We start from the raw sequence: 13,822 nt of genomic DNA, 5'->3' as shown, positions 1-13,822 counted from the left end.
TGCCAATCCTAAATTATAATTAAGGAGTTAAAATATGTACTCAATAGTTTTAGTACTAATTTTATTAATTGTTGATCAAATATCAAAATATATAGTAGCTAAAAATTTAGATGTTTCTCAATCTATACCAATAATAAAAGACTTTTTTCATATTACATATGTACAAAATAGAGGAATAGCTTTTGGAATGTTTCAAGGAAGATTAAATATAGTGACTATTATTAGTCTGTTTGCTGCTATTTTTATTTTTTATTATATTTTTAAAAATAGAGAAAAATTATCAAAATTATCATTATATTCATATTTATTTATTTTTAGTGGTGCATTAGGAAATATATTAGATAGATTAATGAGACAATATGTTGTTGATTTTATAGATTTTAGGGGTATATGGGAATATATTTTTAATTTTGCTGATGTATATATAAATATCGGAGTGATATTAATGGTAATAGAATATATTTTAGAGGAAAAAAAGAAAAGACAGGAGGAAAGTAAATGACTTTTCAAGAAATGATATTAGCATTACAAAAGTACTGGAATTCACAAGGATGTGCAATAAGTAATCCTTATGATATAGAAACAGGTGCAGGAACATTTAATCCAAATACATTTTTAATGAGTTTAGGACCTGAGCCTTGGAATATAGCTTATGTAGAACCTTCTAGAAGGCCAAAAGATGGAAGATATGGAGAGAATCCAAATAGAGTATATCAACATCATCAATTTCAACTAATAATGAAACCTTCACCAGATAATATACAAGAGTTATATTTAAAAAGTTTAGAAGCACTTGGAATAGATATAAAAAATCACGATATAAGATTTGTTGAAGATGACTGGGAATCGCCAACTCTTGGAGCATGGGGGCTTGGTTGGGAAGTATGGCTTGATGGTATGGAAATCACTCAATTTACATATTTCCAACAAGTAGGTGGATTAGAATTAGATATTATACCTGTAGAAATAACATATGGATTAGAAAGATTAGCATTATATATTCAAGGAAAAGATAATGTATATGATCTTGATTGGACAGAAGGTGTTAAATATGGTGATATGAGATTTCAAAGTGAATATGAATTTTCAAAATATAGTTTTGAAATAGCAGATTTAGAATCACATTTTAAATGGTATGATATGTATGAAAAAGAAGCTTTAAGAGCATTAGAACATGGACTTGTATATCCAGCATATGATTATGTATTAAAATGTTCTCATATATTTAATGTACTTGATTCTAGAGGAGCAATATCGGTAACAGAAAGACAATCATATATTTTAAGAGTAAGAGATTTAGCCAAAAAATGTGCTGAAATATTTGTAAAAAATAGAGAAGAGTTAGGATACCCATTATTAAAAAAATAGGTTTGGAGGTATATTAAGTGGAAATATTATTAGAGATAGGAATGGAAGAAATTCCAGCAAGATTTCTAAAGGATACATTAAAAAATATAGAAAATTATATAAAAAAAGAATTCAAAGATAAAAGAATAAAGTATAGTAATTTAAAAACGTATGGTACACCAAGAAGACTTATATTAAATATAAATGAAGTATCGTTAAAACAAGATGATTTTACAGAAACTAATATAGGGCCTTCTAAAAAAGTAGCATTTGATGATGCAGGAGAGCCTACAAAAGCTTGTCTTGGATTTGTAAAATCTCAAGGAATAGATGTAAAAGATCTTGAAATAATTGATACAGAGAAAGGTGAATACATAGGAGTAAAAAAACATATTGCTGGAGTAGAGACTAAAGAATTAATTCCAAATATATTAAAAGAATGTATTTTAAATATTAATTTTAAAAAATCTATGAAATGGGGAACAAAAAAATTAAGATTTGCAAGACCTATTAGATGGATATTAGCAATGATGAATGATGAACTTATAAATTTTGAAATAGAAGGAATAAAAACAGAATTAAAGTCATTTGGACATAGATTTTTTGGAAGTGAATTTAAAGTAGAATCAATAGAAGATTATTTTAAAAAAATAAAAGAAAATAATGTGATAATTGATATTGAAGAAAGAAAAAATAAAATAGTAGAATCAATAAAATCAAAATGTACAAAAATAGGAGAAAAAGTATTATTAGATGAAGAACTATTAGATGAAGTAACAAATCTAGTAGAATATCCATATCCAATAGTAGGTAGATTCAATAGTGAATTTTTAGAAGTACCACAAGAAGTTTTAATAATTACAATGCAAGTACATCAAAGATATTTTCCTATTTTAGATGAAAATGGGAAATTACTTCCTAAATTTGTTGTAATAAGAAATGGTATAGAAGATTCTGAAAATGTAAAAAAAGGAAATGAAAAAGTAATAGGAGCAAGACTTTCTGATGCTAGATTTTTCTTTAATGAAGATTTAAAAAGAACTCTAGATTCTTTTGTAGAAGATTTAAAAAATGTTGTTTATCAAAAAGATTTAGGTACTATTTATGAAAAAGTAGAAAGAAATAAAGAACTTGCTAAATATTTACTAGAAAAGTTAGATATAAAAGAAATTGAAGAAAATATACTAAGAACAGTTCATTTATCAAAAGCTGATTTAGTATCTAATATGATAGGAGAAAAAGAATATACAAAACTTCAAGGATTTATGGGAAAAGTTTACGCAGAAAAAGCTGGTGAAGATAAAGAAGTAGCTTTAGGAATAGAAGAACATTATTATCCGAGATATCAAGGGGATAAATTACCTACAACATTAGAAGGTGCATTGACTGGTATAGTAGATAAAATAGATACTTTAGTAGGATGTTTTGGAGTAGGACTAATACCTACAGGGTCAAAAGATCCTTATGCACTTAGAAGAGCTACATTGGGAATAATAAATGTAATATTAAATTCTAAATTAAATATTAATTTATTAGATTTAGTTAATAAATCATTAGATATATATGAAAAGAAAAATATATTAAAATCAACTAGAGAAGAAGTGCTTATAAAAGTAAAAGAATTTATAAAACAAAGAATAATAAATGTATTTACAGATTTAAAATATTCAAAAGATTTTGTAAATGCAATAGTTGAAGTTGATTTTAAAAATATAATTGAAATTGAATCTAAGTTAAAAGCATTAGTAACTATTTCAAAAAATGATAATTTTGATGATATAATTAATTTAGTAAAAAGAATAGAAAATATTGCTAAGAATTATCAAAATACAGAGGTTAAAGAAGAATTATTAATCGAAGAAAAAGAAAAAGAATTATATAATTATACTGAAAAAATAAAAATAGATGTGAAAGAAAATTTAGAAAGCACTGATTATAATAATTATTTTGATATAATTTTAAATTCAAAAGGAATAATAAATGAGTTTTTTAATAATGTAATGGTTATGGAGAAGGATGAAAATATTAAAAATAATAGATTAGCACTTTTAAAATCTATTTATAATGAATTTTCAAAAGTAGCAGACTTAAAATATATTGAATAAAAAATCTTGGGAATATTCCCAAGATTTTTTATTTTATAAAATAATTTACAACAAATATTGCAGGAGAATTCCAATAAGTAGTAATTTCATTAGTAGAATAACTTCCTTCTAAATCAACATAACATTTTGCAAAAGGAGTATCTTTTGATAAATTATTTTTTATAGTATCGTCTTGAAATCGACTATTTGGACCACCAGAAACCATTCCTGGAATAGGTTCAGGAATTTCATCAGCAATAGAAGGTCTATGATGGGGGTTTATTACAGGTCTACTTCCAAAACCAGTTATAAAAGATTTATCTAAACTATTTAGTCCTAAGAGATAGTCTAAATTAAATTTTGCAGTTTCTATATACTTAGAATTATTTTTAATTAAAGTGTTTGTAATAATTAAAAGCATTGCATCAGTCATAACTTTCATATTACTACCCCAAGCGTATTCGTTTTTATTTAATGTGATTTTATAACCTTCATTTTTAGAAATATTAATTAAGGTATTTGTTTTATTTATAAATTTATCAGAGATAATGTTTTTTATTGTATTAGACTGATATTTTGGATCAAGCATTAAATAAGTTGTAGAAGCAAATCCTCCTACATCTTCCCATCCAAAAGAACTTAAATTATGGATATCTTGAATAATATTTTTGATATATATATGATATTTTTCTTGTTTTGTAGTTGAATATAATTCTACAGCGGCCCAAAATCTCTCGTCTAAATCATTATTATCACCATATTCACCAGTTGAAATTGAAGAAGGATTTTTAAATCCAGGGACATTAGGATTATTTTCTAACCATTTCCAAGATTTTAATGATGCTTGTAATAATTTATTTGAAAATTTTTTATCAAAATTATATATTCGAGAAGCCATTGCAGTAACTGCCACAAAATTTGCAGTAGCTGTTGCTGAAATAGGAGATAAAATTAATTCTTTATTATTTTTATCAGGCATAATCATACTCACAAAATTAGAAGTAGTAACTTTATGGTATACGCCACCATTTTCAGATTGCATTTTTAATAACCATTCTAAAGCATATTTACATTCGTCTAAAATATCTGGAATTCCATTATTACTTTCTGGAATATTAGTATTATCAGTAAATTTCTCAGGGAAAAATTTATATGCTAATAATAAATGTCCGATAGTAGTTGACGCTGGGACTACATATCTACCATAATCACCAGCATCAAACCAACCACCAGAAACATCAAGATAAATATTTTTATTTAAAAGTTTTGCTTTTTCAGTATAACTTTTTTTCCTTGCCCATTTATTAGCATATTTTTCATCTAAAGTAATACTAGCTCTTTGAAAATATAACATTTTTTCTAGTGCAAACTTTAAATCAAGATATATGTTTTCATCTATTTTAAAAGAAAAAGAATTATCAAAGTTAGGGATATTAATATAATAATTTCCTGAATTTGTATAATCAGAAAAATCACCATAAAAAATGTAATCACCGGTAGCATTATCAAATCCTTTTTCTTTGAGCTTATTGCTATAAACTATTTCAGCATTATCTGAATTAACAAGATTAAATTTGTTTATAATTTCTTTAGAATTAATAATAACTAATTTTTTATCATATGGTAAATAGCCTATTTGATTTATATGAATTTTTTTTGCAGGGATTTCTACTAATTTTTGAGGAATATTTTTTATTTTCATATTTTTTCTCCCGATTATATTTAAAGTTATATCACTAAGATATATATTTCTATTTCCTTCTTTTCCTAGTTGAAATTCAAGTCTAGCTTGATTATCACTAGGTTTTTCCATAGTAAATTGAATTATATATCTTTTAAAATTTGTAGTTAATTCAATAGGAATACCATGACCATTTCCATTTGTATAATCAGCCCAATTCCTATTTTCTCTACTACCCATTTTAATAAAAATTGAAGTAGATTTATCAGCTTTAGCATTAAATTCTATACTATAAACATATGATTGTTTTAATAAAATAGGGGTTTGAATAAGTTGTACAGAATAAACTTCTTTACCACCATCACTGATATTTATATGAGCAATTTTATTATTGATCTCAATATTAGCTTTTCCACCAGTATTTCCTGCATTACTAGTAAGACTCCATTGATTTTCACTTAAAGTTGAGTTTCCATCAGAATCAATATTTTGTTCAAAATCATAATTTTTAATAAGATTTTTTGAAGAAATTATTTTTTCATCAAAAGTTTCTTTTTTAACAATAATAAAATTATTTTGTGCAAATAAGCTAGTATAACTAATAAAAATAAATAAATTTAAAATAATTAATGTAAATTTTTTCATTTTCCCACCTTTTATATAAATTTAAAATAAATTAAAGCATATGTTCAAAACCAAATTTTAAAGCTTCTTTAAATTTTTTTATATCTACAAAATTTTGTTTTAAAAAATTTTTTATTGTAAATAAGTTCCATGTTTCTTTAAATAATATATATGAATCAGATGGAATATACTCTGTTTTACCTATAAATTCCATTTCTAAAAAATCTTTATTAGTATAAGACTCATAATTAGTAATTAAATTATCTTTGCTAGGGTTACATTGTTTTAGAAATACAAAATTATCAATAAAATAAAAAGCTTGACCAGATTCATTATTTATAGAATATTTAAATGCGCTATTAATTTTATGATTTTGTTCTAAAATAGCAAAATCATTTACAAACTTAAAACGTTCATCATTAAAATCATTATATGGCCAAAATTTGATTAGAGTATTTTCAAGAGGAGTAGTATTTTTTTTAGGTAAAGGAACTAATGACATTCCGCCACCTTTCATTGCTGATATTGTCCAAGGAGTTAATTTTATTTCAAATGCATTATAGTTATATATTTTATGATTTAAATTGACTTTAGAATCTATAATTTCGATTTCAATTATTTTTTGGATATTTAAATAGTTTTCAATGGGTTCAATAAAAGAAAAAATATTATCTTTGACCTCATAAGAGATTTTTATATTATCTGGATAATATGTGTGAGGACTAGATTCAGGTGCTATCCATAAACGATGTCCACCATATAAAGTCCATTTTTCATTTTTATTTAGATTAAATTTAGAAAAATTATCAAAGCTAAAGGTTAATTCTCTATCAATATCTTCATAAAAAATATTATCAAAATTTAGTAATTTATAACTTAAAATTCTTGGACCAAAATCAAGAGAAACAATTAATTCAATAAAATCATTATTTATTTTCAGACAATTTCCAAAATTTTTATAATTAATCTCATAGTATTTAATTTCCATAAATTCTCCTTATAATTTATTTATTAAATGGGTGCCAAAAAAAGAAGTAATAAGTTGAAATTCTTGTCGTTGGGTATTTCAAAATAATTTTTTCTTTTTTGGCACTTTTTATTTAACAAAATAAAAGATTATATATATTATCCCATTATAACTTTAACATTTATTTCTGATCTATCATCATAAACAGGAATTATATTATCACTAATTTGTTTGTTATTAATATAAACTTCTTTAACTCCTTTTTCTACACCATTTGGATTTAGAATTTCTATATTATATTTTATGTCTCTAAATATACGAGTTATTTTATATTTTTTCCATGACTTAGGAATGCAAGGATCAATCATTAATCCTTTATAGTGAGGTTTGATACCTAAAATATATTGAGTTATAGTAATAAAATTCCAAGAAGCTGTACCTGTTAACCATGAATTTTTAGCTTGTCCATGATGGACTGCATCTTTTCCAGTAATCATTTGAGCATACACATAAGGTTCTGTTTTATGAATTTCGCTAATATCTTCTAAATAGGCTGGAGAGATTTTTCGCCAAATTTCAAAGGCTCTTTCACCTCTACCAATAACAGTTTCAGCACAAGCTATCCACGGATTATTATGGCAGAAAATTCCTGCGTTTTCTTTATAGCCAGGTGGATATGAAGTTATCTCACCAAGATTTTTATCATATTTAGTAAATGCAGGTTGATTTAAAACTATACCATAATATGTGTCTAAATATTTTTTTACCGAATCAAGAGATTTTTTAACTAATCCCTCATCTTTACCTATTCCTGCCATTCCACAGAAGCCTTGAGATTCAATAAAAATTTTACCTTCTTCATTTTCGTTACTTCCTATTTTGTTACCAAAAGCATCATAAGCTCTAAGATACCATTCACCATCCCAACCATATTCTTTGACAGCATTAATCATATCATCAATATGTTTTTGTGCTCTTTCTGCTTCTTTGAAATTACCTATTTCTTTACAAAGTTCTATATATTCTTTTCCAGATAATACAAATTGTCCAGCAATAAATAATGATTCTGCAATTTTCCCTTCACCACTACCAAATGTTTGAAATGATTCTCCAGGCTCTTCTGAAAAACAATTTAAATTTAGGCAATCGTTCCAGTCAGCTCTACCAATTAATGGAAGCTTATGAGGTCCTAAATTATTTAAAACATGATTAAAAGAAGCAGTTAAATGTTCAAACATAGTTCCTTTTTCATTAGGATCAGATCCGAAAATAGTTTCTTCATTTAAAAATTCAAAATCACCAGTTTCTTTAATATAAGCTGTTACACTTAATATTAACCATAATGGATCATCTTTAAAATTTCCGCCGATTTCAGCGTTTCCTTTTTTATTTAAAGGTTGATATTGATGATAAGTACTGCCATCTCTAAATTGTGTATTTGCAAGATCAATTAATCTTTCACGTGCTCTATTAGGTATTTGATGTACAAAGCCTAAGATATCTTGATTAGAATCTCTAAATCCCATACCTCTACCAATTCCAGATTCAAAATACGATGCGGATCTTGATAAATTAAAAGTAACCATACACTGGTAAGCATTCCATATATTAACCATTCTAGTTAATTTTTCATCATCGTGTTCTAAGTTGTATATTCCAAGTAAATTATTCCAATAATTTTTAAGATCTTTTAAAGCGTTATCAACATATTCCTTAGTAGAATATTTGTTAATTAGTAGTTTTGCTTTAGTTTTGTTAATAACATTTAATGATTCCCATTTATCATCTTTATTATTTTCTACATAACCGAGTATAAATATAAATGTTTTTTCTTCTTTTGAATCTAGTTCAACATTTAATTGATGAGAAGCAATAGGATGCCAACCGCTAGCAATAGAATTATTAGCTTTACCTTGCAAAGGAACTGACGCTTCATTTAATCCATTGTAAAGACCTAAAAAACTATCACGGTCACTGTCAAATCCATCAATTTTAGAATTTACACTATAGAAAGCGTAGTGATTTCTTCTTTCTCTATATTCTGTTTTATGATAGATAACAGAATCTTCTATTTCAACTTCTCCAGTATTTAAATTTCTTTGAAAATTTGTCATATCATCTTGAGCATCCCATAAACAAAATTCTAGATATGAAAATATTGAAAAAGATTTTTTTTGTGTAGAATTATTTTTTAATGTTACTTTGTAAATCTCACAACTTTCTTTTAAAGGGACAAAATAAGTTATATTAGATTCTAATTGATTAAGTTCACCTGTAATTTTAGTATATCCCATTCCATGCCTACATTCATATTTATCAAGCTCTTTTTTAATAGGCATATAAGTAGGTGACCATACATTTCCTTTTTCATTAATATAAAAATATCTTCCACCGTTATCAATAGGAATATTATTGTATCGATATCTTAATATTCTACGAAGTTTTGCATCTTTATAAAAACTGTAACCACCAGCTGTATTAGATATAATTCCAAAATAATCCTCAGTACCAAGGTAATTTATCCATGGATATGGAGTTTTTGGCGTAGTAATAACATACTCTTTGTTTAAATCATCAAAATAACCGAATTTCATAAAATCTCCTTTCTCAAGAACGCGCGTTTATAAATAGATAAAAAAATAAAATAAATATGTAATTATTTTTTTGAACGCGCGTTTATTTTTAGTTATAAACAATAATATTATAATTTATATTTAAAAAAAAATCAATATATTTTTTTAATTTATTAATAAAAATTTTAATGCATTATATTTTTATTATATTAAATAAGGGTTAATGCTATAAAAAAGACAGTAATATTATTATTTTCTTGACAAAAATAGTAATATAGATTATATTCTTAAATGATTATATAGGAATATAATGTTAAAGAGGTGAAAAATGAAAATAATAGAAATAATGAAAGTATTAGGAGATGAAAATAGACTTAGAATATTAAATCTCTTGTATAACTCAGATTTGTTATGTGTATGTGATATTGAAGAAGTCTTAAAATTAAGTCAATCAAATACCTCAAGACATCTTAATAAACTCAAAATATTAAATTTAATTAATTCAGAAAAAAAGGCTCAATGGGTATATTATAATATCAATCGAAAAAAACTTGAAAAATATACTTTTATAGGTGAAATTTTAAAAAATTTAAATGATGAAATTTTTAAAAAAGATGTTAGAAATTTAAAAATATACTTAAAAAATAAAAAAAAATGTTAAAAATTTAAAATTGATAGAAGAATATTATGAATGGAAAAAATAATGAAATAGGATTTTTTGAAAAATATTTAACTGTATGGGTAATTTTATGTATTTAAATAATATTAGAAGAAGAGCTTTTAGAAGAATATGAATTAGATAGTTAAAATTATAGATAAAAAATTATGTTTATATAGTATAATATAAAGGAGGATTTATGAGAATAATTATTATAGGGTCTGTAGCTGCAGGAACATCAGTTGCTGCAAAAGCAAGAAGAAATAATATAGAGAATGAAATTGTTATATATGAAAAAGATAAAGATATATCATATTCAAGTTGTGGATTACCATATTATATTGGTGAAAACTATATTTCAAGAGAAAATATAACTCCTAGAGATAAAAAATGGTTTAAAAAAAGATTTAATATTGATATATTTGTAGAACACGAAGTAATTGAAATTGATTATAATAATAAAGAAGTTACAGTGAAAAATTTAAATACAAATAAAATTATTATAGACAAATTTGATAAATTAGTCTTTTCGACAGGTTCAAAAACTAAGATTTTAAATATTAAAGGGATTGAAAAGGTTAAACAATTTTATTTAAAAAATGTAAATGATGCTGATAAAATAAAAAAATATATCGAAGATAATAATGTAAAAAAAGCACTGATTATAGGAAGTGGATTTATTGGATTAGAACTTTTAGATAATTTAGCTAAAAAAAATATAAAGACGACTATTATAGAAATTAAAAATCATTTAATGCCTTACTTAGATAAGGATGTATCAATTTATATAGAAAAATATTTAGATAGTAAAAATATTAATTATATACTAAATGATAGTATAAAAGAATTTTTAAGTGATAAAAAAGCAATTACTAAAAATAATAAAAATTTAGAATTCGATATGGTAATATTTGCTACTGGGATAATTCCGAATGTAGAACTTGCTAAAAGAATAGGAATAGAATTAGGAAAACACAATGGGATATTAGTAAATGATTATACTGAAACTAATCTAAAAAATGTTTATGCTGTGGGAGATTGTTGTGAACATAAATTTAGACTTACAGGTGATTATATTTATAGACCATTAGGGTCTACAGCGAACAAAATGGGAAGAATAGCGGGAGAAAATATTACAGGAATAAAAAGAGAATTTAAAGGAATATTAGGTACAGGAATATTTAAAATTTTTGATTTAGCAATAGGGTATACAGGAATTACTGAAAGAGAAGCTAGAAAATTAGGATATGATATTGAAATTATTCACAATATCAAAGAAGATAAAAGTAAGTATTTAAAAGAAAGTAAAGAAATAATAATAAAAGCTATAGCAGATAAAAAAACACAAAAATTATTAGGAGTGCAAATTATAGGAGAAGCAGGAGTAGATAAAAGATTGGATGTATTTGCAACTCTTATAACTTATAGAGTTAGTGTGGGTGATTTTTTTAATTTGGATTTAGCTTATGCGCCACCATTTGCAACAACAAAAGATCCAGTATTATATACCGGAATGATTTTAGACAATGCAATAAATAGAGGAAGAAAAATAATTACTCCAAATGTATTAATCGAGAATAGAGATAAATATAAAGTAATAGATGTAAGAAGTAAAAAAGATTTTGATAAAGGCCATATTGAAGGAGCTTATCATACACCACTTGCAGATTTAGAATCAAAATTAAATGAATTTAATAAAGACGATAATATTGTGGTACATTGTAATAAAGGAGTTACAGGAAATGCAGCACAAAACTTATTAATTAATCATGGATTTAAAAATGTATACAATCTATCAGGTGGCTATAAAAATTATAAAATACAAAAAGAGTATCTATATAAATAAAATAAAAGCAGACTATTTAAGTCTGCTTTTATTAAATCATATTATTTTCTTTTAGCACTTTTTCTAATTCATCTACTAATTCATCTAATTCATTTATAACTTTTAATATTGTTTCTTTTTTAGTTAAATCTACTCCTGATTTTTTTAATTGTTCAATTGGAAAATCATTTCCTCCAGATTTTAATAATTCAATATATGTATCTAAATTTTTAGGATTGGATTTTATGTTATTATATATTTTTGATGACGAAGCAAAACAAGTAGCGTATTGATATACATAATATGGTGAATTATAAAAATGAGGTATTCTTGTCCAAAAAATATTTGAATATTCATCTTTATATCTATCTTCACCATAATAATTATTTAAAAGGTTTTCTACAATATTATCTAAGATTTCAGCTGTTATTGGAGTATTATTTTCTGCTAATTTATGTGCTTGATATTCGAAATCAGCAAACATTACTTGTGTAAAAAAAGTTCCAACAATATTATTAATCGCTTGTTCTAATAAAGCTATTTTCTCCTTTGGATCATCTGAAGTTTTAAGCATATATTCTAATAATAATTTTTCATTATATGTAGAAGCTACTTCTGCGACAAAAATAGTATAGTTATGTGTTGCAAATGGTTGATTTTCATCGGACAAAAGTGTATGCATTGTATGTCCTAATTCATGTGCTAAAGTAAATACTGAATCTAAAGTTCCATTATAATTTAATAACATATAAGGATGTACACCATAAGTTCCTGCAGAATAAGCCCCGCTTCTTTTTCCCTCTTTTTCATATACATCTATCCATCTATTATTTAAAGCTTTTTTTGCCTTTTTAATATATTCACTATCCATAGAATAAAGTGATTTTAAAACTAATTCTTTAGCTTTTTCATAATCATATTTATTATCATAATCTACTAAAGAAATATAACTGTCCCATGGTCTATAATCATCAATTTTCAAAGCTTTTTTTCTTAATTCTCTATATTTTTTTAGTGGTTTTGTGTTTTCTTTTACACTATTAATTAATGTTTCATATACGGCTACAGGTATATTATTTCCTTCTAAGGCTCCTTCTAATGTCGAATTATAATTCCTAGACTTAGCGCTAGCAACTCCACGAAGTAAAATTGATTTATAAATTGCGGCGTATGTATTTTTATTTTTTAAAAATATTTTATTAAAATTTTCATAAGATTTTTTTCTATCTTCTCTATTTCTATTAGTATTTAATATTTTGTTATATTTGCCACGTGTAAGTTTTATTTCGCTATTATCTGATAATTTTATAATTGGAAACTCTATATCTGTTACAGATAAAGCAGTATAAATATCTTGAGGTGTGTTTCTAAATTGAGAATAGTAAGACAATAATTTTTCTTTTTCTTCGTCTAATACATGTTTTTGCAATCTATACATGTTCATTAATGAAAATCTATGTTTTTCTAATTTTTCTGGATTTTCTTCTATCCATTTTTTCATTGTATCTTGAGGAATAGTCAACATTTCAGGAGTTAACCATGAAGTTGCTACAGAAAATTTTGAAAATAATATACCGACTTCTTGAAATTTTTTATTTAAAAAATCATCTTTTGAATTAATATCTCTTTGAAGTTGTGGATATCTATATATTTTATATGATAAAATACTTAATTTTTCATTTAAATCAAGAATTTTAATTAAACTTGTAGCATCTTTTATACTTCCTTTTAATTGAGATATTTCATCCATTAGAGTAACTATTTTATCAAAATCTTTTTGCCATTCTTCCCAATTTGAATATATATCATTTACATTCCAATTATACTGTATATCTGTTTTATTTATGCTCATATATTTATTCTCCTTTTTTATTGCTCATATTTTATATATTTAATTTAGTTATGTATTTTAATATTAAAAATATTATAATTGATAAAACTAATGTAGGAATTATCCATTTTAAAATAAAATTAAAAAATAAAGCAACTAACATTATAATTGTTGCTAAAGTAAAACTTCTTTTAAATAATGTTATATCTTTTGGATTTATCTCTCTCATTTT

At 24.5% G+C, this 13,822-nt stretch carries 10 protein-coding genes; 5 read left to right on the top strand and 5 right to left on the bottom strand.

Features of this window, described 5'->3' with window-relative positions; translation table 11 throughout:
• The first annotated feature begins 34 nt into the window (after positions 1–34).
• Genes lspA through glyS form a run of 3 tightly spaced genes read left to right on the top strand, consistent with a single transcriptional unit; the run spans position 35 to position 3,452 of the window.
• A complete protein-coding gene (gene lspA, locus EV215_RS03725) occupies positions 35–502 on the top strand; it encodes a signal peptidase II (RefSeq protein ID WP_134112657.1) in 468 nt (155 codons plus the stop codon).
• Positions 499–1,368, top strand: a complete 870-nt coding sequence (gene glyQ, locus EV215_RS03720; RefSeq protein ID WP_134112656.1) for a glycine--tRNA ligase subunit alpha — start codon at positions 499–501, stop codon at positions 1,366–1,368. The genes lspA and glyQ overlap by 4 nt, the downstream gene beginning before the upstream one ends.
• Before the next feature lie 17 nt (positions 1,369–1,385).
• Positions 1,386–3,452, top strand: a complete 2,067-nt coding sequence (gene glyS, locus EV215_RS03715; protein WP_134112655.1) for a glycine--tRNA ligase subunit beta — start codon at positions 1,386–1,388, stop codon at positions 3,450–3,452.
• 28 nt (positions 3,453–3,480) lie between these two features.
• Here the strand turns inward: glyS and EV215_RS03710 are convergent, their stop codons facing one another.
• From EV215_RS03710 to EV215_RS03700, 3 genes are all read right to left on the bottom strand, one after another.
• Positions 3,481–5,757 carry a glycoside hydrolase family 9 protein gene (locus EV215_RS03710; RefSeq protein WP_134112654.1) on the bottom strand — a complete coding sequence of 759 codons (2,277 nt, stop codon included), beginning with the start codon at positions 5,755–5,757 and terminating at the stop codon, positions 3,481–3,483.
• A 31-nt stretch (positions 5,758–5,788) separates the two neighbouring features.
• Entirely contained in the window at positions 5,789–6,724 is a 936-nt protein-coding gene (locus tag EV215_RS03705) for a hypothetical protein (RefSeq protein ID WP_134112653.1), read from the bottom strand.
• Between the two features lie 137 nt (positions 6,725–6,861).
• Positions 6,862–9,297 (bottom strand): glycoside hydrolase family 94 protein, encoded by a 2,436-nt coding sequence (locus EV215_RS03700; RefSeq protein WP_134112652.1) that lies wholly within the window; start codon positions 9,295–9,297, stop codon positions 6,862–6,864.
• 307 nt (positions 9,298–9,604) lie between these two features.
• Here EV215_RS03700 and EV215_RS03695 point away from each other — a divergent pair, with 307 nt between their 5' ends.
• Together EV215_RS03695 and EV215_RS03690 are read left to right on the top strand one after the other, a co-directional pair.
• Positions 9,605–9,937, top strand: coding sequence for an ArsR/SmtB family transcription factor (locus EV215_RS03695; protein ID WP_134112651.1), 333 nt, complete (start codon positions 9,605–9,607; stop codon positions 9,935–9,937).
• 196 nt (positions 9,938–10,133) lie between these two features.
• Entirely contained in the window at positions 10,134–11,780 is a 1,647-nt protein-coding gene (locus EV215_RS03690) for an FAD-dependent oxidoreductase (RefSeq protein ID WP_134112650.1), read from the top strand.
• 31 nt (positions 11,781–11,811) lie between these two features.
• Here the strand turns inward: EV215_RS03690 and pepF are convergent, their stop codons facing one another.
• Positions 11,812–13,611 (bottom strand): oligoendopeptidase F, encoded by a 1,800-nt coding sequence (gene pepF / locus EV215_RS03685; RefSeq protein ID WP_134112649.1) that lies wholly within the window; start codon positions 13,609–13,611, stop codon positions 11,812–11,814.
• Between the two features lie 31 nt (positions 13,612–13,642).
• A complete protein-coding gene (locus EV215_RS10505) occupies positions 13,643–13,819 on the bottom strand; it encodes a hypothetical protein (protein WP_166667340.1) in 177 nt (58 codons plus the stop codon).
• Positions 13,820–13,822: the final 3 nt, after the last annotated feature.

Origin of the sequence: Hypnocyclicus thermotrophus, from assembly GCF_004365575.1 — a bacterium.
Lineage (GTDB): Bacteria > Fusobacteriota > Fusobacteriia > Fusobacteriales > Fusobacteriaceae > Hypnocyclicus > Hypnocyclicus thermotrophus.
Note: the sequence above shows the minus strand (reverse complement) of the source record. Positions and strands in the feature narration are given on the sequence as shown.

Excerpts from the sequence above, each read along its gene's own strand:
- lspA (WP_134112657.1), top strand. The coding sequence starts at position 35 with ATGTACTCAATAGTTTTAGTACTAATTTTATTAATTGTTGATCAAATA.
- glyQ (WP_134112656.1), top strand. The coding sequence starts at position 499 with ATGACTTTTCAAGAAATGATATTAGCATTACAAAAGTACTGGAATTCA.
- EV215_RS03710 (WP_134112654.1), bottom strand. The coding sequence starts at position 5,757 with ATGAAAAAATTTACATTAATTATTTTAAATTTATTTATTTTTATTAGT.
- EV215_RS03705 (WP_134112653.1), bottom strand. The coding sequence starts at position 6,724 with ATGGAAATTAAATACTATGAGATTAATTATAAAAATTTTGGAAATTGT.
- EV215_RS03700 (WP_134112652.1), bottom strand. The coding sequence starts at position 9,297 with ATGAAATTCGGTTATTTTGATGATTTAAACAAAGAGTATGTTATTACT.
- EV215_RS03695 (WP_134112651.1), top strand. The coding sequence starts at position 9,605 with ATGAAAATAATAGAAATAATGAAAGTATTAGGAGATGAAAATAGACTT.
- EV215_RS03690 (WP_134112650.1), top strand. The coding sequence starts at position 10,134 with ATGAGAATAATTATTATAGGGTCTGTAGCTGCAGGAACATCAGTTGCT.
- pepF (WP_134112649.1), bottom strand. The coding sequence starts at position 13,611 with ATGAGCATAAATAAAACAGATATACAGTATAATTGGAATGTAAATGAT.
- EV215_RS10505 (WP_166667340.1), bottom strand. The coding sequence starts at position 13,819 with ATGAGAGAGATAAATCCAAAAGATATAACATTATTTAAAAGAAGTTTT.